This is a genomic window from Nocardia kruczakiae NBRC 101016 (assembly GCF_001612965.1).
In the GTDB taxonomy this organism is placed as follows: Bacteria; Actinomycetota; Actinomycetes; order Mycobacteriales; family Mycobacteriaceae; genus Nocardia; species Nocardia kruczakiae.
Genome location: NZ_BDBL01000059.1, coordinates 20,489 through 40,323, shown reverse-complemented (window position 1 = coordinate 40,323; position 19,835 = coordinate 20,489). Strand labels below are relative to the sequence as shown.

Below are 19,835 nucleotides of genomic sequence, written 5' to 3'. Positions count from 1 at the left end.
AGGAAGTAACTTGCCAGCCTACGAATGTCATTCGAGCGCGCGCCATCCTTCCCAGGGGCGCGCGCCGAAATGACCTTGAATGCAAGCGAGTCTGTGTGCCGATTGTTTTCGCCACGCTGGATTATTGACGGCAGACTGGGTAGCCATCGTCGTCATCCGGAATTCTCGAATGTCCCGCAGTAACTCGAACCCTGCCCAGTTCGTAACGTCACACCCATAGACATCGCAGAACTCGGCATACTGTTTTGCGCTGATCCAACCGAACGACGACCATTTGATCGCCGTATGCACCAAGTCCCACTCTGGGGGCCCGATCGCGGTTCGCTCTAGGTCAAGCAAGATCACCCGCCCGTCGTCTGTCGCCACGACGTTACCGACCCAAGCGTCACCGTGAATCACGGACCACGGCAAGCCCTCCGGTAGCTGGGTCCACCGTTCGCGCAGCTCCGCGAGGTGGCCAACCATCCACCGCCGATCATCCTTGTTGAGGACAGTTGCCGCCGTGATCCGCTCTTCTAGTCGAACGAAGGGTTCGACCTTCCCGAGCGTGAAATCCGTCGGCGGCGCCAGTGCGTGAAGCTGCTTGAGTGCGGCGGCAACCTGCGCGGGTGTGCCGTGATGGTGCGGCGGCAGTTCTTTCCAAAACGTTACCGATCGGCCGTCGACCTCGACAGGCTGGACAATGTCGCCAGCAACCTCGACCGCAGAGACGCCGGAAGCTTCCAGCCACCTTGCGATGCGAACTTCTCGCTCTGCGGCGGCGTGCTGGCCGGGTCGGCTGATCCGCGCGACCTTCTTGTCTGGGAGCCGGTAGATCGCGTTTTCGCTTCGATTCAGCAGTTCCGAGTCCATGGCATCGAATCCAACCTGCGCACAGGCAGTTTTCAAGACGCAGAGTGCGTCGTCCGGGGCCGCGTGGGCAGTCATACGGCGGCCACGGTTGTACCGATGCGGGTGCGGAGTTCCTCGACTTCGGTCGCGGTGCTGTGTGGTTCGGAAAATCTGGATAGCTCGCGCAGATCGTCTGCGGCACGGCGTGATCGGATATGCCCGGCATCGAGGAGGGCGGCGCTTCCGAGTTGGGCGGCCTCGCTTGGGTCGCCTGTCGCCATCGTGAGCGACGCGAGTTTGATGCCGGAGATCGCCTTCGACCGAACGTAGGCCTCGGTGTGGCCGTGCACTGCGCTCTCCAACCGCGAGCGGGCCTCGGTGACAAATTGCCCCTCGAGGGCAAGATCGAACAGTGCGTGTCCGGTGTCGCCGGAGTGCTGCGCCGCGTCGTAATAGCTCATCCAAGGTGGATCGTTCTGCGGCGAAGCGTGAGAAAATTCCTCATCCGCTTGCCCAACCGCCTGGACTGCTTCCTCAACCCGGTGCAGCTTGGCGAGGGCCCGGGCCCTCGCCGAATGCAACATGGCGCGCTCGGTTGCGGTCAGGCGATCAGAGCGCACCATGGCAAGTTCGATGTATGTCAGCCCGTCATCGGCACTGCCACACCAGATAGCTTGGCGGGCCATGGATGAGAGCACCTTGCCACGAAGGTGCCAATCGCCGGCTTCTTCAGCGCAGGTCCACGCCAACCGGAACATGCTCCGAGCATCGGCGTGCGCGTAGGCGTCGAAGGCCATGAACGCCGCAGTGTGGCCGAGGAACCCCACCGCGCTCTGAAGTTCAGAGCGGTATTTTTCCGGGCAACGGGCGTTGAGCAAGTTGACCGCGTACCGGAGTTGCGCCCCGACAGCTTCGCGAACCAGCCCACCTCCGTATGTGTGGTCCCAGGTGCTGAACTCGCGGGCGGTTTGCCGTATCTGCTCGATCTCGGTCAGGCCGACAGTGGACGGTACTGGCGTGGGTTCGAGTGTGCTCAGCAGTTCAAGCAGCGGCGCAGCGGCACCTGTCACCGTGACGCCAAGGGCCGCACGAAGAAAATCTTGGCGCTTCACATCTTCGAGCGTAGCGACCTCGGCCCCCGGCAGCTTGAACCACAGCAGCTCGGGCGGTATAGCCAGCCTCTGCGCCCAGCGCCGCAACTTGGAAAGATGTTCCGGCGCTGGCCCCTTCTCCAGTCGGCTGAGCTGGGCTTGCGTGATACCGAGCCAGTCCGCGACCCGCTCCTGTGGCAAGGGCTGCCGATGGTACGGGTGATTGCGATAGGCGAAGATCACGCGTCCCAGGTGCCAGGTCGCGAGTGCATCGCGCATCTGATCGGTATGCCAGAAGGAAAGCGGCACGGCTGGAGGCCGATGAAGTTCGCTTCGAACGCCGACTGCGCAAGGGCTGCATAATGATTCGTCGTTGTAGCTGTTGAGTCTACTCCCGCAGCGGACGCAGTAGCGTTGCTGATCGGGTACGCGTGTCATGGGGCCACTCCGATGTTGATCGTGGGGTGCCCTTGCCACCCCCGTTCGCCCTTGTCAAACGACGCTACCACTGGATTCCCCGCCCGAATATACGCTTTATGTATACCCCGGATTCGCCGTGGTCGTGGTGGCATTCCCGCCCGAACCCGACCCTTGGGACCGGACACACCCGGTCCTATCGAAAGGGGTTTGGCCATGCCATTGAGTCTGGTAGTGCCCATATTCGGCCCACCGGCCGCCGGAAAAACCACCCTCACCCTTCACCTCGGCTTATCGCCAGGCCGAACAATTTTTCGTCTTCGCGAACAGGTACCGAAGGAGGTTCTTGCCGCCACCGCCACCGACAGCGCCCGGCTTGGTTGGATTGATGAGTTCACGGTCGCCGATGCACTCCGGTCCTACTTCGCCACCGTCCAGGCCGACCCCACTGTGCACACCGTGCTGCTCGACAATTTCCCCGGCTCCGGCTCACAGGTCGGCCAACTACTTGCCACCGTCTGGCCGCTTATCCCACGGGTTCACATTGAGCCCATCGAAGTCGTGACCGACGTTCGAACGCTGAAACAGCGGGCCCGCAGTCGCAAAGTCTGTCACCAGTGCGAACGCGATCCGATCCGTGACCCTCGCTTGCCTGCCATTCCGACAACCGAGGACACCTGGACCTGCGCCCGGTGCGGCGGCCTGCTGCATCCACGGCGAGGAGATTCACCGCGACTGTTCAAAGCCCGCCTCCAGCGCTACCACCAAGCGGCCGAAGGCATCCGGGATTGCTTCACCTCCTCCGGCCTCACTATTACCCAGCTCGACACCACCAACACCATTGACAGCGCGGCCAACCTGCTTGCGCCCCTGCTTATTTCACGGAGCCCAGTGTCATGACCAGTACCGACCTGCCCATGCCGTCGCTGAAACCGAAGAGCAATGGCTACGGCCACGCCCGGATGCCGAGAGGCGCGAACGTCCCGGAGCCACAGAAGATCGACCGCGTGCCGTATGGCCGCTTCCGCAACGTCTACCTGTACATCACCGAAGCGTGCCAACTGCGCTGCGAGCACTGCTATATGGGTGAACGTCTGGATCGGGCGCTGAAGATGCCCCTGCCGAAGATCGTGGACACGCTCACCACCTGGCGCCGGCTGGGCGGGAGCAAACTGACCATCCTCGGCGGCGAACCGACCCTCCACCCGCACTACTGCGAAGCGATCCGGCTCAGCAAGAAATTGGGCTATGAGCACGTCATCACCACGACGAACGCTCAAAAACCGGCGCTGCGACGCTTCCGGCAGCTTGCCCCCGATGACTTCGCCTACGTGCAGGTCAGCCTGGATGGTGGCAGTCAGGCCACGCACGATGGCGTGCGTGGTGCAGGCACCTTCGATGAAGCCATGGAAACCACACGCGAGTTGGCCGAACGCGGATTTGATGTGCGGATAATCTGCACAGTTAACAAGGCCAACGAGCGTGACGTCGTGCAGCTACTCGACATTGCCGATGTGCTCGGCGTGAGCCTGGTGAAATTCCACGTCTTCTCGACTATCGGCACCGGACACGGCAACCCGGAGATGGCAATGACGCCGCCGGAGTGGGTCGTCTTCTGCGACCGACTGAATAAAGTTGCGCCGCAATACAACACGCGAGTGTGGTACCAGCCGACGTACGCCCGGCGTGACCAGATGGAGCGCTACGCCGCCGAGGGGTATCAAGGCTGTATCGGCCGGACGTTGGATCGGATTTCGATCTTCCCGGACGGCCGCTGCTACGTCTGCTCGTACCTGTTCGATACCGATCTGCACTTCGCGCAGACGACGGACGGACAGGTGCAGCTCAACCACGGTGTCAACGAGTTCGACTTGTTCACCAGTGTCCTGAACGAAAGTTCCTGCGGTGGCTGCAAATCGAGCGGCTGCATGGGCGGATGCCCGGCCGAGGAGGTCATCATGGGCGAATCGTCCTGCGCCGCCTACGAGGACATCGTGCCGGTCTGCCGGTTGTGGAAATCCAGCGCAAAGCCTGAGGAGTGACCTTCATGGACGACATGGACCACGTAGTTGAAGCACTGCGCTGGATCGACTGGGAGGATATCGACGAAGTCGAGATGATGTGCCGGGAAGCGCTGGATCGGCTGGCGGCGAACCCAAGCATAGTCCGCGGCCGGCTGAACGACCTGCCGAACCGACCCGAGCTGATGAACCTTTGTGAGCACTACGACATCCTGGACAAAATCGTGCTTGCCAGCGAGGACGATCCCGGTGTGCGGGTGCGGCTGCACGTCTTCCTGCCGGGGTATTTCGACCGGCCGCACAATCACCGTTGGAGCTACGCCAGCAGAATTCTGCGCGGGCACTATAGGCACTACCTGTTCGGCAACGCCGAGCTGGACGAACAGGTGGAGCCGACCAAGCTGCCGGTGCTGCACGTCCGCGAAGAACCTATCGGCACCACGTACGCCCTGCACCACTCGATGGTGCATGCGGTCGTGGCAGACCCGTTCGCGGCGAGCCTGGTAATCCGGGGGCCGGCAGTGAAAGACAAATTCCTGGTGATGGATCGCCATACGAATGAAGCGTGGTGGCAGTTCGGGGCCGAAGACGAGTCAGAACAGGAGGCTAGAGCCAAGCAGATGAGCCGAACGCGGTTCGCGGAAGTGACCGGGTGGCTCAGTGAGTGGAATGTGCTGTAGCCCGCTCCGCACGGCATCGGCCCTCCTCGTCTGCGGTCGAGGAGGGCCGATGCGGCTCGGAGTTAGCTCTTCTTGCCCTTGCCTTTCTTGGCCTGAGCCAGATCGCTGGCCGCGACGCTCTTCTCCGCCTTGGTCGACTTCTTGTTGCCCAACTCCTTGCCAGCCTCGCTGGCGGCCTTCTTACCCGTTGCCATCATTGGTCCTTCCGACCGAAATAGCACCCAGTAATTTATGCGTCCCATCAGGGCAAACGGCTCCCACGCGACGGGCACGAGCCCACTGTACGCCCGCTCGACGACAAGAATCGGCGACGCGATGTGCAGAGGCGCACTGCGGCAGGTCAACTCGCTACTGAACGTTCTTCCCTTGGGAGCATCGCCAGCAGTTCGACCAGGCTCGGCAGCGGGGCGCTGTGGTGTCGTGCACACCGCAGTGCCCCGCTGGCCGATCCCAGAACCATACTTCGTTCCATCGCCCACCCTGCCCGCTGGCCGTAGAGCAACCCGGCTGAAAAGGCCGCACCCGCACAGTGTGTATGGCGAACCTCTACCGGAAATGCCTGTACCGCAATTTCTTCCGAGTGGCTTACCGCTACCGCGCCGGATGCACCAGCCGTCACGATCACCCACGCCGCGTCGGTTTCGCTCAGGAGCGCCGTCGCCAGCGCAGGGGCGTGTTCGCGGTCGTCGTCATCGACGTTGGTTTGGACAAGGAGATTGCCGTACCCGTCGAGTGCCCGTTTGACGGTCGCAGAAAGTTTCGAGCCGCCCAGGTTGAGCAGCATCGGCACCTCGGCGGTGCGGCCGGCCCCGATGACACGGACTACGGTCGGCTCGATCAGCTCGTAGCAATCCAGGTACAGGAACGACGCCTCAGCGATCGGCGCCAGGTCGGCACGCTCCAGACTGGCCACTACCTCTGGCAGATGGGCAAACCACGTCCGGGTGTGCTGGTCGTCGGCCGTGACCACAATTCGTGGTGTCGCGACCGTTGGACGAAGGATGTAGCCGGGCTGGACGTCGCGGTCACCAAGCCATCCCGTAACGAACTTTCCGTGCTCGTCGGCGCCAACGTCGTTGGCAATCAGGCGAACTGGCGCTCCCATCGCGGCGAGCGTCGCCGCTGTCATCGGCCCGTCAGCCGCCACCGACCACTCGATACTTCTGATTTCGGCCCCGTGGTTGGGACGCGGGAACTGGGGGACGGACCAGAGTTCGGCGAGTGCCAAGTAGCTGACGCACACCACTGGCCCAGACGGATTGCCCATCGTTACCAGCCGTAGACGGAAAAAGACCGACTGTGGGCGATGTGCTCCATCGCCTCACGGCAGTAGTCGATCATGTGGTCTGGCAGCTCATCCGCCGAAAACCAGTGCAGCTCAGTACACTTTTCTGGTTCCCGATTCTCGGGATCACCCTTCCAGGCCCGCACGATGAAGAAAAATGCCATGCGGCCACCGGAGGAAGAGTTGTGCATAATGTGTGCGAAGTGGACATCTTCAGACTTGATGATGACCCCGATTTCTTCCTCAGCCTCGCGGATCAGTGCGTCGATGACAGACTCGTCGGCTTCGAGGTGTCCGCTTGGCAGATGCCAGGCTCCATCCTCGAAGCCGGTGTTCTGGCGCTGGCCGAACAGGACCTCGCTGCCTCGGCGCAATACGAGGTGCACATCCCCTGTCACCTTGTGACGCTGGGGTTTTGACCTAGTGGTCTGCGGAGCAACAGTGTCGGTCATGAAAATAAATCCACCTTCCATGGTATTTGACCTGCGGTTTTATGACAAGACGGAAGCAGGCTGACCCTATTCGCCGACCATCCGTTGGCCCATACGCCCGGCGTATACCGACCAATGGGCTCGCGTATGGCTGTTGTGCCGATCACCGTTCACCCTCGTTACCAGAAATTTTGGCCACCCAACGGAACGGAGATAGTGGACATGGGCTATTCGCGCCACATCCACATCGAATCCGGCGCGTTGACGCTGGATTACCGGGCGTCGGCAGAACAAGCGCAGAACGTGGCCGACGAGCTAATGCGCGGCGTCTACTCGGAGTTCGGGCTTCGAATCATCGTCGATGACAACGTGACCGATGAACTGCCATCGCTGCCATGCGGCGGACTGTGGGAGTGACGATGTCCCGAGACTCCCTGCCGTACAAGACATTCGTTCATGCGGATGGGAAGCTGGCCGAATTCCTCTGCCAGGTGTACCTCATGGAGCTGAGCGTGGAGCGGGCCTGGCAACTGCGACACATCCATCGGCACCATCACCCCGACGAGTGCTTGGTGCATCTGGAAGCGGCATACCTGCTGGCCATCGAGGCTGACTGAGGTGGGTGGGCTGCTCCTCTTGGTTCTCTGGCCAAGCTCCGTTATGTTCGCGGCGGTGCTGAGCTTCCGAGTTGGGGGGTGGTGGAACCACACTCACACGGCTGGCCACCGCGAGTTCGTACAAGGTCGGCACGAGGATGAAGCTTTCCTCGATGAAGACGAGTGGACAGAGCGCCCACAGCCGGCCGCGGCCGACCCTGAACCCTGGTGTAGCGAGGACGCGAACACTGAGGTGTTGCCGCGTATGCAGGACATCCGGCCGCCGATACAGGAGACACCGATACGACGGCCGCCGTGGGTGGAAATAAGGCAGGAATTATGGTGATCAGAGAATTTGACCAGCAACCTTCAGCGAGAAATGTCACATCCACCTCGTGCAATAACCACTGGCTCTGTAGCGGCGCGCGCATTTTCCGCAGCGCCGTTTCATCACGGTTCTTTGCGGTAACGAAAGTCGGGCCCGAATCCGAGTTCTTCTACAGGCATGACGTCGTCGAGTGTGGCGAACCAGTTGGTGGGGACGTCTGCTGTGGGCATTCCGGTTTCGGGTGTGTGCTGGTCGGGGGTGCAGCGGTGCAGGGGCCCGTTCGCGGCGTCGAGGATGTATCGGAAGTGCGGGTCGGTGTGGGAGACGAACAGTGTCGACATGGCAGAGCGGTCCTCGGCGACGCGGGCGGCTTCGAACACGACATGCAGTGCGGCGAAGCGGACGGCGACGCTGCGATGGTCCCACCACCTTCGACACCACGTGTATTGGTCTTCGCGATGGTTGGCTGCGATGCGGACCGCGGTGACCGGCAGCAGCCATTGGGCCACGAAATCGGCGTAGTGGCCGAACCGGTAAGGCTTGGTGTCGCCCGATTTGGTGTCGGGGCTGGCTGGGGGTTTGAACCATCCGGCCGGTACGGGTTCGCAGGAAAGGGACGGCAGCGCGACGTGTTTGGTGCGGGTGCAGCGGTGCAGGGGGCCGTTGGCGGCGTCGAGGATGAGGCGGAAGTGGGGGTCGAGGTGGTGGAGTATGAAGGTCGACAGGCCGGCGGCGTTTTTGTCGGCGCGCATGGCTTCGAAGGCTCGGTGCAGGTGAGCGATGCGCACGCTCACTGGGCGGTGGCGCCACCATTGGCTGCACCAGGTCCAGGTGTGTTCGCGGTTGGCTTCGGCGAGGCGCACGGTGATGAACGGGAACAGCCATTGCTCGGCGAAGGTGACGAAGTCCGGATACGCCGGTGCTGCGGGTTTGCGCGTCTGGCGTGAACCTGCGGGTGTTGCGGGGGTGGTCATAGTTCGACTCCTGCTGCGCCGCCGGTGTTTTCCGGTCGCGCCTGTGGTGGAGGTGGTTGCGTGAAGCGGGCCAGAGATTGTGTGACGAGTGGTTCGAGGGCGGGGTTGTCCCACCAAGATCGTTTTTCGATCAGGACCGGTTCGTGGCCGGGGAGGCGGACCAGGGCGCGGTCTTTGGGCAGGCGCGCGAGTTTGGCGACGTTGAGGATGGGTTCGGCGCGCCAGCTGGTGGAGCGGTTGGTGCCACCGGGGCCGGTCGAGCGGGAGTGGTCGGCGACGTCGTGGTCGTCGACCAGACGCGCCCACTGCTCGAGGTAGGTGGGAGTGGCGATGTTGCCGCCGTAGATCTCGATGGATTGGGCGCGGATGACGGTGAGTCCGTTGGCGCCCCATAGGTCTTCAGCCTGTTCGAGGACCTGCACGATGGTCAGCAGGATGACCCCGCATCCGGCGGCGTAGGTGTAGTAGCTGGGCAAGTCGTCGATGAGTGCGCAGTTGGCCGCTTCGTCGAGCACCGCCAGCAACGGCACGGCGAGGCGCCCGTCGGGGCGTGCACGGGCGATCCTGAGCGCTGATTCCAGGATTTGACCGACGAGGGCGGCGGTGAGGGCGCTGGCGGAGTCGGGTCCGGTCATCGACAGTGCGTAGAGGGCGTCGTTGCTGGTGACGAATTCGGCGGGTTTGAATTCGGGCAGGTTGTGTGTCGCCGGTCCGAGCGCGGTGTCGATGATGATCGCCTCGCTGGTCTCGTAGACGCTGATGTGGGTGCGGGCGGGTGGGGTGATCATGGTGGCGTAGCCCTCATCGGAGAGCACGTTCAAAAACCGGCGCGCCATGTCGTACAACCCATCCCGCTGGCGCGCGTATAACCCTTGCGCGTCGAGGATGCGCTGCGCCGCGCGCCGGTGATTGTGGTGGCGCAGGATCAGGATCGGGGTTTGATCTTGATCGCTGGACAGCCATTCGGCGACGTGGAGCAGGTCACCGTCGACGCACGCGGCCGCGAGAAGATACAAGGACAACAGTTCTTGCGCGCCGCCGTCGAAGTAGGAGTCGACGCGGGCGTTCGCGCGTTCTGACGCCGACCCCGACGCTCCGGAGACGAAGAACGAAGCCAACTTTCGTGCTGCAGCCAACGTTCGGACGCGGTCGAGCAGGTCGACCCAGAACCCGCACACCGGCTGCCCGGTGACGGCTTGCAGGTCGCACAGCCAGACGCGGCCACGCTGTTCACGACCGAACGCGGTGTGCCGGTAGAGGTCTGGTTTGTTGGAGGTCGCCAACACTGGCCCCCACGCGCTCAGCACGGCCGGGATCGCCCACGCCATCGTTTTGCCGGTGCGCTGCCCGGCCGCGATGAACACGCCCATCTCGGCCGGCACGAACAACTCGACACCCCCGACGACGGTGCGCCCCAACGGCGGCCCCGGCAGCGCCCGGACGTCGGCTGGCGCGTCTTTGAGAAGCCGCTCGGCGGCGCTGGCGTTGTCCTGCTGTCGCGCCGCCGAAATCTGGCGCGGGGACACCATCGTGCGTGCCGCACGGTCGATGTCACTGCCCCGCACCGATTCCCACCGCCTACGAAACACCGCTGTGACCGCCCCGATGATTGCGAGCGCGATCGCCATGACCACGCTCGACTGCCATGGCCACCGATGTCTGCCGGCCATCACCTGCAGCAGTGCCGCGACCGGGTGCGTGGTGACGGGCAGTCCGGCGCACCAGCTTCCGACCGACAGCGCCGCCCACGTGAGCAGAGCCAGCGCGATGAGACCGAGCGCGATGAGCAGCAGCCAGGTTTCCTCACCGAACCCGCCGGTCGTGCGGCGCCGCGTCTGCCGCGCCATCACACTGCCTCCGCCCAGGCTGGGGATAACACGGTGAACACCTGTGCAGGACGCTTACCGAGCGCCATCACAAGCTCACCTCCCGATCAATCTGGGAAACGGCATCTTTCGACACCGAACTGTTGGCTGGTGGCGACCATTCGCCGAGGTCGTTGTCGGGAAGCGCGGTCTCGACCGCAGCGGTGATCGCCGCACCCGCACCGCCGCCGGTCTCCGCCAGCTCTCGAGCTTCGGCACCCTTGATCGAGCTACTGTGAGCGAATGGTAGGCCAGGATCGGCGGCTCTCGCGGTGGCTCCGCTGAGTTGGTTGCGGTAGGAGTCTGCGGCGGCGTGGGCGAGGTCGCGGTGTTCGAGCAGCTGGGCAATTCGTCCCAAATGGGGATCGGATGGTTGTGTGGCCCAGTAGGTTCCGTCGCGGCCGGTGGTGTAAGCGGTGTGTACCTGGTCGTCGGTGAGTCCGATGGCGAGGGCGTCGCGTCGCGCGGCGCTCAGCCCTGCCCGTAGCCGGTCGAGGCGTGCGATGCGGGCTTGATCGTCGGTGCCGTCGAGGTGATCGGCGACGTTGCTGTGCTCGGCGGCGAGGTCTTGGACTTCTCGCAGAGCCTCGACGTGGCGGCGTTCCCAGGTCTCGGTGTGGCTGTAGTCGGCCGAGATTCGTGCCTCACGAACTGTTCGGGGCAGCAGCAGTTTTCGCGCTTCGCGCCCATCATCGAGATCGGCTGCTGATTCCTCGGCTTCGAGCAGCGCATCGGTGTCGGCGATGACCGCGTCGACCTGCGCGAGGCTCGGCAACGCGACAACCGGGCTTCTCGGCGCACCCAGCGTGCGCTCTACCGCAGTGCGGTGATCGATTCCCTGTACCGCCTGGGGCTGCGCGGTGGTGGCGCCCATGTCGGGTTGCAGGTAGGGGTAGCGGCGGGCGGCGTCTTGGCCGGAGCCGGTGATAGTGGCGGGGCCGTGCCCGGTGATCAGGCGGGCTTGTTGCAGGGTGCGCCAGATGTCGTCGTCGATCGCTACCTCACCGGAGGCGCGGGCGCGGGCGATCTGGTCGAAGTTGCGGCGCGCGATTTCCGGTTGAGTTCGCCACCCGGCCACGACCCGCTGTAATCCGGCCCAGGTGCCGCGCCAGTGTTCGGACTCATGGCGCGCCCACCGGCTCGCCACTTCGTCGGCGCGAGCGTTGAATTCGGCGCGAGCCTCAGCTGAAATGGCGGACGGCGCGATCTCGCGCAGCTGGTAATAGCGCGCGAAATCGGCGCGCAGCTGCCGCTCGGTCTGCGAGGCGGCGTCGCGGTAGTAGTCCGGGTTGGTGAAACCCAGCGGCTCGTCCAGAGTGGTCACGGCTCTACCTCCGGCCCGTGATCCGACGTGGCGGGCGTTGGCCCGGTGTCGGGGTCGGTGGTGTGGGGCCAGTTGCCGGGATGGCCGGGCAGTGCGGTGTCGATCGCTGTACCGATCCCACCGCTGGTATCGGTTGCCGATCCGCGTTGCAGGGCGTCGATCTCGTTGGCCAGCGCCAGTTCGGCGTTCATGCGGGCGTGCGCGCGGACGGACTGCGGTCCGGGTTCGACGTTGTGGTGGCGGTGTCCGGTCTGCCATTCGGCGTCGACCAGTTCTTCGGTCTGATTGGCGATGGTGTTGCGGGCGTGGGCCAGGTCTTCGGTCAGATCGGTATTGCGGGTGTGGGCTCGGTCGAGCTCGTGTTCGAGGTCGCGTATCCGGGTGCGGTCGGTGCCTCTGTGTGCTTCGGCGAGGGTGAGTGCGTGGGCGAGGTGTTCGAGCCGTCCCAGCAACCGATGGGCGGGTTGCTGGTCCCACCCGACACCGGCTCGTCCGAGATCGTGGGCCGTGTCGATCTGACTGATCGGCACGCCGGCTTGGACTGCGTCGAGGTAGGCGCGGCGCAGGTCGTCTTCGATGCCGTTGATCGCGGTCACTCGCCACTCGCCGGGACCGGCAGCAATGCCGTCCGAGGGCTGTTGGTGTTGCCAGTCGATGTAGCGCTTCATCGAGTCCTGCACCGCACGTAGCGCGATGGCATGCACGGCGTCGGGGTCGTCGGGACCGAATCGGACCGCCAGCGGGCTGGCTATGGCGCGGGATCGAAACGCTGTGTGCGGCATCGGAGCCGCTGGTGCGCCGGAATTTCCCGGGGCCGCGGCGGTGTCTGCGGCGCTGGGGTCGGGTGTATGTGATGGTGGGAATGTGTTGTCGGACATCGTGTTCCGCCTTCTGGTGAAGCGGGCCGCGACCGAGTGCCGGTCGTGGCGTGACGGGATGTCCCTCGCGGTGGCGGGTTGAACCGGTGCTGCGCGGCGCCAGCGGCGTCACCGGGAAAGTGGTTGGGGTGGTCAGGGTTCGGGTCCGAGGTCCGGTCCCGTTGCGGCTGGTGGCGCTGTTGGGGCGGGGCCGGGTTGCCAGTCGCGGTCGGTGGCCGCGGGCAGAGCGATATCGATGGCTGTTGCGTGGTGGATCGGGATCCGGTCGGTGCGTTCGGGGTCGATACCGAGCGCGGCGGCGGCGCGAGCGATCAATTCCTCAGGCGCCGGGGGTGGTGCCTGTGCCCGGCTGGTGGGGGCTCCGGTGGCCGGGTGCGTGGGGATGTAGGGCGGCAAAGCGGGGTCGGTGACCGGTTGGGTGTAGCGGCGCCACTCGAATTCCAGGTGCAGGTCGTCCCACCGGTTGATCTGCTGCGCGGCTTGTCGGCGCGCCGTGCGGACTTGTGGGCTGTCCCACAGTGCTGCGACCTCGGGCGCCGACAATTGCGCGGCGTCGGACAGTCCCGCCGCGCGCTGATGATGCAATGTCATGTTGCGGTGGAACTGCATGTCGGCGACCGGATCGGCGCCCAAGCCCAAACGGCCAGCACTGAGGCGGGCATCGCGGGCCGCTGACAGCAACGCCATGCGGTGCACATGCCACACATCGACGACAGCCATGTCGATGAACAGCTGCTTCGACGCCGAGGAAGCCTCGGACGAGTCGGCCTGGGTGGCCGGATCGACGACTGCGTTCACGATTTCCGGTGCGGGAGAGCGTAGTTCGGCTGCTCCGACTCCGTTGATGCGGGCGTGTTCGACCCATTGGGTTGGGATGCCGAGTTCGATGGCCAGTTGTTCGGTGGTTTCGCGTTCGGCTTCCAACGCGTCCAGGTGCGAGCGCCACTCTTGTTCGGGCGTGCCGTCGGTGCCGGCGTAGCCGCCGAAGCCTCGTGCCTGCACCGTCGCGTGCTCGCGCGCGAGGCGGTCGATGCGGGCCAGCAACTTCGCCTGCCACTGTTCGATCGATACTGCGGGGTCAGGTTTGGTCATGGTCGGCATCTCTCCTGGTGGTCAACCTGCTGCGAGTCGGGTGCGTGTGGGCAGGCGTGGCTCATAACTGGGCCCCCCGGTCGAAATCGGGCCCGGGGTGCTGTGGTGTGCCGGTGGTTGTGGGTGTGGGTGTGTCCCATCGGTTGTGGTCGGCCTCGGGAAGGGCACGGTCGATCGCGTCGGTGATGGGATCGGCGACGGATGAGGCGGAGGGGCGGGACAGGAATGCTTCTGCGGCAGCGGTTTTCATGGCGTGCGGTGTGGGGATGCGCACGCGTTGCTCGGACAGGGCGACGTCCAGGCGCAGGGTGATGGCCATGGCATCGCGCACGACGCTGGTTTCGATGCCGGGGCGGGCGTAGACGCGCCAGCGTTCCCCGATTGCTTCGTTGTCGTAGGTATGTGTCGTGGCGTCGAGGATTCGCTGCCAGTCACTGCTGGTCCGGGCCCACATTCCGGCGGATTCGGCGACGGTGAGGCCGATCGCGTCGGCGACGTTGCCGGCCCGGATCCACAACGCGCTCAGGTTGCGCTCGAACTGAGCGACCATCCACGGTTCGGGCTCGAATCGGGGTGCGTCGGTGACCGCCCGCATCCGGTGGGTGACGTCGATCGCGGCCATGTGCTGGATCTGCCATACGTCGCTGGCCACCCAGTCCATCACGTGCTCGCGCTCCGCATCGGCGCCGGGCTCGGGGTTGAGGTCGGCTCGGCGTCCGCGGCTTCCGGCTGCTCGGGCGGCGGCGATGTCGGCGGGCGGGATGCCGATCGCGTGCGCGCGGGCTTCGATCTCGCTGCGGTCGGCTGCCAGCTGCAGTAGCTGAGTGCGCCATGCCAGCATGGCCGACTCCCCCGCCCCTGGCGGAGTGTCGTAGCCCTCGCGCAGGAGCCGGCCGCGGTCGTCGGACAAGTCCTGGATCCGGTCGAGCAGTCTTTGCTGCCACACCGGTCTTCGCTGCACGGGCGGTGATTGTGGTTCGTTCATGTGCGATCTCCTGGATGCGGATTGATATGCGTTGCTGCTGTTTTCGGCTGAATGGGTTGCCGTCACGGTTCGGGTCCGGTATCGAGCGCGAGGCCGACATCTTGGTTCGGGTCCGGTGCGGGGATCTCCGGCAGAAATTCGCGGGGCTCAGCGGGGAGTGCAGCGGCGATATCGGCGTCGATCGCGGCGCCACCACCGACCGCCTTGTCGACGCTGCGGCCGGGATGCAGGACGGCGCTGATTTGGGCGATGAGCGATTGCGGTGGTGGCACCAGTTCGCGGTCGGGGTCCCAGGCCAAGTCGCCGTAGTCGGCCAGCGCCGCATGCGTGGCCACGGCGGCGTCGGGAGCCGACAGGTGGGTGTGCCATCGCCGCGCCAACTCGGCAGTCCCGATGTCGCGTACTGGCTGGGCGAAAGACGCGAGCCATGCGGGACTCTCGGCGTCGGGCCAAATCTCTTCGCGTTCCGCGCCGACAGGTTTCAGCAGAGCCGCCACCGTGCCGATCCGGTCCCATCGCTGGGCCAGCATTTCAGCGAAAGCGTCCTGGGCTCGGTCGGGTTCAGCGGCGATCCGCGACCGATAGGCGGCATGCACCGCCGCGATGTGCCCCAGCTCCCGAGCCTGCCCGCCCACTGCGGCGATCAGCTCGGCGCGCGCCCGCGCATCAGTGCCCGGCCAGCGGTCGGGCACCTGCGCGCTAGCGGTATGCCCACGGGCGTAGTCGAGCCATTGTTCAGGGATGCCGCCGGCGCGCCCGAGGGCAGTGAGTGCCTCGGCACGGTCGTGCATGTCGTTGAGGTAGTCGTGCCACAGTTCGGACGGAAAGTGACCGAATTCGCCTGCGAGACCGCCTGTTCCCTGCATCCTGTGCAGCCCGTCGGAGACGTCACGCAGCCGTCGCAACAGCGCCGCTTGGGCGGCGTTTGGATTCTGGACGCGGTCGGTTCCCTGCGCAAGGGTCGACGTCTGCGCTGAGATGGTGGCTGGATCGGGTACCGGTTCGGGAATCGTCATCCTTGCCTCCTGGCTCGGGCTTGTTGCTCCGCCGCCGGATAGTCAGCGGCTCGAGGGCCTGCGCCTCGCGCGGTCATGGACTCGGGCCGTTGTGGCGATGTGTGCGTGCTGGTGCTCCGCCGACGTGCTGCTCATCGCCGGCAGTTAGCGCGGGGAATTCGAGGCATCGGGGTTCGCCTAACGCGGCGGTCACCGCGTTGTCCGTCGCTGCACCGAGATCCAGGCCGTGACCGGCGAGGCCGGGCGGGAGCCGCAGAGCGGCCGTGATGTGTTCGACCATCGCTGCGGGCAGCGGTGTGATCGCGTGGTCACCGGTGAAGTCGATATCGCCGTGGTCGGTCAGTAGCCGGTAGGCAGCCACCGATGCGGGCTCGTGTTCGGCGTGGGCGCGCCATTGCTGTGCCAGCAGGTGGGGGTCGCGCTCTCGCACCGTGGCCGCCAAAGCGCGGGCCCAGATCGGATCCGGCGCCGGCCTGATCCGGTCACGTTCGGGGCCGATCAGATCCAAGAGCGCCGCGATCGAGGTCAAGCGCTCGTGACGCACAGCTGCGCAGGCTTCGATGCGTGTGCGCAGAGAGTCCGGTTCGTCGATACGGGCACGGCCGCGGTAGGCAGCGTGGACGGCGATGACGTCACTGAGGTCGCGGGCTTCGGCGGCGAGGTCGTCGATGAGGCGGGCCCGCTGCACAGGTTGCGGGACGGGCCATCGTTGCGGGGTCCGCCACCCTGTGCCGCGCTCGCCCTGTTGGCGGGCAACATCGATCCACCGTTGCGGGATTCCACCGGCGTGGCCCAGCTCGGCCAATGCCGCGCTGCGCTTCATCAGGGCATCCAGGCGCGCGAACCAGGAGGGTTCCGCCAAAACCCCTGTCTCCCAGTCGGTGCGCGCGGTATCGAGCTGCGCCCGCGTCTGCGCTGACACCGCGCACAAGCTCCGCAGCAGTGCCTTCTGTGCGGCATTCGGCGCCACCGGACGCCGACCACCCGCACCGACAGCGAGCTCTGTCCCGGTCATGGCTCGACCCCGACTCCGAAGCTGGGTTGGCGCGGTATCGCCAGCGGAAGATCGTGCACCAGGCCGCCATCGCCGCCGCTGCCTCTTCCGGTCGCGGCGACCGCGATATCGATGCCGTGCCCGGCCGGCTCGACCACCTCCGCTTCCAGATGCCGGGCCGCACCCTGCGCCACGGGAACACTGTTGTGTTCGAGCTCTTGTCGAAGGAGCTCGAGAATCTGGTCAGGCGGTGGCAGTGCGGCGGCGGTGGGCGCGGTGATGCCGGATTTGGTGAGTGCGCGGGCCTGCAAGACGATGCTGGTCTGATCGCTGTGGGCGTGGGCGCGCCAGCGAGTGTCGAGTTCGTCGACACCGGCGGCCCGGGCCCCCTCAGCGGCGGCGGCCCAGTGTTGCGGCGAGTCCCACAGTTGCTGGGCTTCCTCGTCGGTCACGGCGAGCAGGCGTGCGAGTTGGACCAGGCGGGTACGGGATCTGCGCAGGTTGCGCATCACCCAGGTCGCGGTGCCGGGTTCGGCGTGCGCACCGCGATGCTCGTAGGCGACCGAGACCGCGGCGAGGTCCTGAATCCGGTGTGCCTCACCGGCCAGCCCGACCAGCAGCCGAGTCCGGTCCACCGGTCTCGGGATGCGCCAGTGCAGGTCGCGTCGCCACGGCTGGCCCAGATGGGCGCGGGTACGGACCTGGTTCAGCCATTCCCGCGGCACCCCCGCGGCCAAGCCCGCTTTCTCGAGCTCTTGCCCGAGCAGGACCTCGGTGCGGAAAGCCCGCGACCACGACGGGGGCGGAAGCTCACCGGTCGCCTCTCGCCCGGCCCGCGCCGCGGCGGCCATCTCCCGCGCCGCCGACGCGTGTGCATGTACCCCCGCGAGCACCTTCATCTGCCACCGATCGGGCATGAGAGGTGCCGTCGGGGGGATTGAGCGAGACTTGGTGCGCGCCATCATGGTTCGATCCCCGGCGAGGGCACCGCGTCGAGCGCTTCTACCGGCGGGAGAGCCGGCGGGGTGAAATCGACCGCCATGTCGATGTCACTCGTGACACCGGTGGTCTCGACAGCGACGGAGATGGCCTGTCCGTCGAGCACTTCGAGGTCTTCGCCGGAACCGGCATCCGGCCGGCTCGACGTGGCCGCACCGAAATCGCGGACCTGCGCGTCGCCGTAGCTGGTGAGGGTGTACTCGGCAGCGAGCGCGTTCATCTGGGTGTGGAGTTCATCGGCCGCGTCGTCGGGGGCGGCGGCATCGGCTCGGGCAGCGGCCAGGGTGGCACGGGGGTCGTTGCCGGTGTCCTTGCCGTAACGTTCGGCCCACGCGTCGGCGGCGCCGCGGTGTTCGTCGGACAGGTCCGCGGTGGCCTCGGCCGCCGCCCAGCCCGCGCTGGCGGCGTGAGCGCGGGCGGCGCCGGGGTCGGTGTCGGTGAGTGTTTCGGTGAGCCCGAGCGCACGTTTGCGGGCCTCGATCAGCAGCTTCTGGTATTCGACCTTCAGATCGTGGAGCCGCCGGTCTTGCGTGATCTGTTGGTCGTAGCGGCGTAGCTGCTGGGTGTGGATCGCGTCTTTGCGGTTGTACTCGCCGCGCAGGGCCCGCACTTGCAGCCCGTGGACCTTGTCGCGGCGTTCCTCGGTGGCTTTGTCGCTGTCTTTGGCGCGGTCTGCTCTGTCCTGATCGTGTTGCAGGCGGGCGTTTTTTACTTGCATCTCGAGCAGGTGCTCGCGGTAGCGGCCGGCCTTGATCGCCATATCGGCCCAGTGCTCGAGGCGACCATGCTGAGCCCGATTGATATAACCCTGGATTTGTGCGGCGTGGACGTCGGTCTTGCGCTGCTGATCGGCGATCCGGTCGTCTTGGCGTTGGGCGAACTCTTGCCGCGAGCGCGATTCGCTGCCGCGGCGCTGCAGCAGGTTCATCGTCATAGCCGCGGATTGCATCGCTTGCACGAACCCGGCTTTGACCGCTTGCCCGCCCTCGTCGACTGGGTCACCGTTGGCGCTGGTCACGACGCGACCTGCACGTTCGACAGCAGCCATCGCGCGCCATCGCCGGTCTGCGCGCGGTGCGCGACAGCGAACACCACCAGCTTCAGCGCGGGTGTGCTGTCGCTGGGTTGCATGCTCACGGTCACCACACGCGCCGCCCGCGACGCGGTGTCGGCGGGGTGATCATCGGCCGTGGCGTGGGCAGTCGCGGTGACGGTGATGTGCTGGTCTCGCCACCGGCCCCACATGTCGGGCGTGACCGGCGCCAATGCGGTCGCCGCGGGTGCACCGCTGCGTGCGAATTCGGGATCCAGCAGCGGCGTCGCGGCTTCGAACGCGCGCCGTGGCTCGAGCCCCTCGGCAGGCCGGTAGGTGAACATCGTCTCCAGCGCTGCCGACGTGACCGATTCGGCCGAGCATGGGTCGACTGCGGTGAAGGGTGGCTCGAATCTGCTGCGGGCGCAGGGATCTCTATCCGGCGGTCGGCCGCGTGATGGGTGTTCGGTGCACGCCGTGAGCAGGCATGTTCCGGCCATGATGGTGAGCATGATTGCGATGGGGCGTGACTTCATTGCTGGTTCCTCGGGTGTTGGATCAGACAGGTGAGGTCGACGCGGCGCCAGTCGACCCAGACGCCGAGCTGATGGCCGGTAGCCGGGTTGGTGGTGGCGTCGACGACCAGGTCGAGCACCAGGCCGCTGGTCAACGCCGCACCGTGCAGTGCGCCTGGGTCCGCGACGAAGCGGGTTGTGACGATGCGCAGGGTCGCCATGTCGGCACCCCACAGTTCTTTCCCGTGTCCCGCGAGCCAGATCGCTTGCAGCACTGCCGTTTCAGTCGCGGCGTCGTCGCTGTCGATGATCAGGTCTCGGTGGAAGCGATCGTGGGCCACGGTGTGTCCGTTGGGGTCGCAGATGGTGAAGGTATGCCGCGTCGCGGCGACCCAGGCCAGAAGATGCGGCCCCGACGACGCCCGTGCTGCGAGGCGTTGCTCGTGAGTGGAGCGACCGTTACCGACCGCGCCAGTGGTA

22 protein-coding genes are annotated in these 19,835 nt (G+C 65.7%); 5 read left to right on the top strand and 17 right to left on the bottom strand.

Features of this window, described 5'->3' with window-relative positions:
- Positions 1-27 precede the first annotated feature (27 nt).
- Together NK1_RS30315 and NK1_RS30310 are read right to left on the bottom strand one after the other, a co-directional pair.
- Positions 28-852 carry a phosphotransferase family protein gene (locus NK1_RS30315; RefSeq protein ID WP_245660942.1) on the bottom strand — a complete coding sequence of 275 codons (825 nt, stop codon included), beginning with the start codon at positions 850-852 and terminating at the stop codon, positions 28-30.
- Between the two features lie 71 nt (positions 853-923).
- Positions 924-2,201: a helix-turn-helix domain-containing protein gene (locus tag NK1_RS30310; protein ID WP_063014279.1), complete on the bottom strand. Its 1,278-nt coding sequence runs from the start codon at positions 2,199-2,201 to the stop codon at positions 924-926.
- A 354-nt stretch (positions 2,202-2,555) separates the two neighbouring features.
- Here NK1_RS30310 and NK1_RS30305 point away from each other — a divergent pair, with 354 nt between their 5' ends.
- The 3 genes from NK1_RS30305 to NK1_RS30295 are packed head-to-tail and all read left to right on the top strand — an operon-like array spanning position 2,556 to position 5,040.
- Positions 2,556-3,239 carry an adenylate kinase family protein gene (locus NK1_RS30305; protein ID WP_063014265.1) on the top strand — a complete coding sequence of 228 codons (684 nt, stop codon included), beginning with the start codon at positions 2,556-2,558 and terminating at the stop codon, positions 3,237-3,239.
- Positions 3,236-4,381, top strand: a complete 1,146-nt coding sequence (locus NK1_RS30300) for a radical SAM protein (RefSeq protein WP_063014263.1) — start codon at positions 3,236-3,238, stop codon at positions 4,379-4,381. Before NK1_RS30305 ends, NK1_RS30300 begins: the two co-directional genes overlap by 4 nt.
- Positions 4,382-4,386: 5 nt before the next feature.
- The gene (locus NK1_RS30295) at positions 4,387-5,040 is read left to right on the top strand and encodes a hypothetical protein (protein ID WP_063014277.1); all 654 of its coding nucleotides are present in this window, start codon (positions 4,387-4,389) and stop codon (positions 5,038-5,040) included.
- A gap of 62 nt (positions 5,041-5,102) precedes the next feature.
- On the opposite strand, the gene NK1_RS34820 is transcribed toward NK1_RS30295, so the two are convergent.
- The 3 genes from NK1_RS34820 to NK1_RS30285 all read right to left on the bottom strand — a co-directional run bounded on the left by NK1_RS34820 (position 5,103) and on the right by NK1_RS30285 (position 6,777).
- Positions 5,103-5,312, bottom strand: coding sequence for a hypothetical protein (locus tag NK1_RS34820; RefSeq protein ID WP_156769430.1), 210 nt, complete (start codon positions 5,310-5,312; stop codon positions 5,103-5,105).
- Positions 5,313-5,380: 68 nt separating this feature from the next.
- The gene (locus NK1_RS30290) at positions 5,381-6,169 is read right to left on the bottom strand and encodes a carbohydrate kinase family protein (protein WP_218023195.1); all 789 of its coding nucleotides are present in this window, start codon (positions 6,167-6,169) and stop codon (positions 5,381-5,383) included.
- A 140-nt stretch (positions 6,170-6,309) separates the two neighbouring features.
- Positions 6,310-6,777, bottom strand: a complete 468-nt coding sequence (locus NK1_RS30285; RefSeq protein ID WP_063014275.1) for an NUDIX hydrolase — start codon at positions 6,775-6,777, stop codon at positions 6,310-6,312.
- A 126-nt stretch (positions 6,778-6,903) separates the two neighbouring features.
- Between NK1_RS30285 and NK1_RS30280 the strand changes: the two genes are divergently transcribed.
- Complete coding sequence (locus tag NK1_RS30280) at positions 6,904-7,173, top strand: hypothetical protein (RefSeq protein WP_157104521.1); 270 nt, start codon at positions 6,904-6,906, stop codon at positions 7,171-7,173.
- Positions 7,174-7,175: 2 nt separating this feature from the next.
- Positions 7,176-7,373: a hypothetical protein gene (locus tag NK1_RS30275; RefSeq protein WP_063014257.1), complete on the top strand. Its 198-nt coding sequence runs from the start codon at positions 7,176-7,178 to the stop codon at positions 7,371-7,373.
- Positions 7,374-7,802: 429 nt separating this feature from the next.
- On the opposite strand, the gene NK1_RS30265 is transcribed toward NK1_RS30275, so the two are convergent.
- The 12 genes from NK1_RS30265 to NK1_RS30210 form a co-directional block, all read right to left on the bottom strand.
- On the bottom strand, positions 7,803-8,654 hold the full coding sequence (locus tag NK1_RS30265; RefSeq protein ID WP_063014255.1) for a DUF4913 domain-containing protein: 852 nt from the start codon (positions 8,652-8,654) through the stop codon (positions 7,803-7,805).
- Entirely contained in the window at positions 8,651-10,282 is a 1,632-nt protein-coding gene (locus NK1_RS30260) for a type IV secretory system conjugative DNA transfer family protein (protein WP_167354327.1), read from the bottom strand. The genes NK1_RS30265 and NK1_RS30260 overlap by 4 nt, the downstream gene beginning before the upstream one ends.
- 286 nt (positions 10,283-10,568) lie before the next feature.
- Positions 10,569-11,843 carry a hypothetical protein gene (locus NK1_RS30255; protein WP_063014253.1) on the bottom strand — a complete coding sequence of 425 codons (1,275 nt, stop codon included), beginning with the start codon at positions 11,841-11,843 and terminating at the stop codon, positions 10,569-10,571.
- The gene (locus tag NK1_RS30250) at positions 11,840-12,625 is read right to left on the bottom strand and encodes a hypothetical protein (protein ID WP_063014252.1); all 786 of its coding nucleotides are present in this window, start codon (positions 12,623-12,625) and stop codon (positions 11,840-11,842) included. Before NK1_RS30250 ends, NK1_RS30255 begins: the two co-directional genes overlap by 4 nt.
- A 228-nt stretch (positions 12,626-12,853) precedes the next feature.
- Positions 12,854-13,813, bottom strand: coding sequence for a hypothetical protein (locus tag NK1_RS30245; RefSeq protein ID WP_157104520.1), 960 nt, complete (start codon positions 13,811-13,813; stop codon positions 12,854-12,856).
- A 61-nt stretch (positions 13,814-13,874) separates the two neighbouring features.
- On the bottom strand, positions 13,875-14,798 hold the full coding sequence (locus NK1_RS30240) for a hypothetical protein (protein ID WP_157104519.1): 924 nt from the start codon (positions 14,796-14,798) through the stop codon (positions 13,875-13,877).
- A 62-nt stretch (positions 14,799-14,860) separates the two neighbouring features.
- Positions 14,861-15,814, bottom strand: coding sequence for a hypothetical protein (locus tag NK1_RS30235; RefSeq protein WP_063014247.1), 954 nt, complete (start codon positions 15,812-15,814; stop codon positions 14,861-14,863).
- Between the two features lie 73 nt (positions 15,815-15,887).
- Entirely contained in the window at positions 15,888-16,736 is an 849-nt protein-coding gene (locus NK1_RS30230) for a hypothetical protein (protein ID WP_167354326.1), read from the bottom strand.
- A gap of 89 nt (positions 16,737-16,825) precedes the next feature.
- Positions 16,826-17,725 carry a hypothetical protein gene (locus tag NK1_RS30225; protein ID WP_157104517.1) on the bottom strand — a complete coding sequence of 300 codons (900 nt, stop codon included), beginning with the start codon at positions 17,723-17,725 and terminating at the stop codon, positions 16,826-16,828.
- Between the two features lie 44 nt (positions 17,726-17,769).
- A complete protein-coding gene (locus tag NK1_RS30220) occupies positions 17,770-18,825 on the bottom strand; it encodes a hypothetical protein (RefSeq protein ID WP_063014240.1) in 1,056 nt (351 codons plus the stop codon).
- Entirely contained in the window at positions 18,822-19,184 is a 363-nt protein-coding gene (locus NK1_RS30215; RefSeq protein WP_063014238.1) for a hypothetical protein, read from the bottom strand. Before NK1_RS30215 ends, NK1_RS30220 begins: the two co-directional genes overlap by 4 nt.
- Positions 19,185-19,372: 188 nt before the next feature.
- On the bottom strand, positions 19,373-19,696 hold the full coding sequence (locus tag NK1_RS30210; protein ID WP_063014236.1) for a hypothetical protein: 324 nt from the start codon (positions 19,694-19,696) through the stop codon (positions 19,373-19,375).
- Positions 19,697-19,835: the final 139 nt, after the last annotated feature.

Bases quoted from the DNA above. Each gene is read 5' to 3' on its own strand.
- NK1_RS30315 (WP_245660942.1), bottom strand. From the start codon at position 852: ATGGACTCGGAACTGCTGAATCGAAGCGAAAACGCGATCTACCGGCTC.
- NK1_RS30310 (WP_063014279.1), bottom strand. From the start codon at position 2,201: ATGCGCGATGCACTCGCGACCTGGCACCTGGGACGCGTGATCTTCGCC.
- NK1_RS30305 (WP_063014265.1), top strand. From the start codon at position 2,556: ATGCCATTGAGTCTGGTAGTGCCCATATTCGGCCCACCGGCCGCCGGA.
- NK1_RS30300 (WP_063014263.1), top strand. From the start codon at position 3,236: ATGACCAGTACCGACCTGCCCATGCCGTCGCTGAAACCGAAGAGCAAT.
- NK1_RS30295 (WP_063014277.1), top strand. From the start codon at position 4,387: ATGGACGACATGGACCACGTAGTTGAAGCACTGCGCTGGATCGACTGG.
- NK1_RS30290 (WP_218023195.1), bottom strand. From the start codon at position 6,169: ATGACAGCGGCGACGCTCGCCGCGATGGGAGCGCCAGTTCGCCTGATT.
- NK1_RS30285 (WP_063014275.1), bottom strand. From the start codon at position 6,777: ATGACCGACACTGTTGCTCCGCAGACCACTAGGTCAAAACCCCAGCGT.
- NK1_RS30280 (WP_157104521.1), top strand. From the start codon at position 6,904: ATGGCTGTTGTGCCGATCACCGTTCACCCTCGTTACCAGAAATTTTGG.
- NK1_RS30275 (WP_063014257.1), top strand. From the start codon at position 7,176: ATGTCCCGAGACTCCCTGCCGTACAAGACATTCGTTCATGCGGATGGG.
- NK1_RS30265 (WP_063014255.1), bottom strand. From the start codon at position 8,654: ATGACCACCCCCGCAACACCCGCAGGTTCACGCCAGACGCGCAAACCC.
- NK1_RS30260 (WP_167354327.1), bottom strand. From the start codon at position 10,282: ATGGCGATCGCGCTCGCAATCATCGGGGCGGTCACAGCGGTGTTTCGT.
- NK1_RS30250 (WP_063014252.1), bottom strand. From the start codon at position 12,625: ATGCCGCACACAGCGTTTCGATCCCGCGCCATAGCCAGCCCGCTGGCG.
- NK1_RS30245 (WP_157104520.1), bottom strand. From the start codon at position 13,813: ATGACCAAACCTGACCCCGCAGTATCGATCGAACAGTGGCAGGCGAAG.
- NK1_RS30240 (WP_157104519.1), bottom strand. From the start codon at position 14,798: ATGAACGAACCACAATCACCGCCCGTGCAGCGAAGACCGGTGTGGCAG.
- NK1_RS30235 (WP_063014247.1), bottom strand. From the start codon at position 15,814: ATGACGATTCCCGAACCGGTACCCGATCCAGCCACCATCTCAGCGCAG.
- NK1_RS30225 (WP_157104517.1), bottom strand. From the start codon at position 17,725: ATGCCCGATCGGTGGCAGATGAAGGTGCTCGCGGGGGTACATGCACAC.
- NK1_RS30215 (WP_063014238.1), bottom strand. From the start codon at position 19,184: ATGTTCACCTACCGGCCTGCCGAGGGGCTCGAGCCACGGCGCGCGTTC.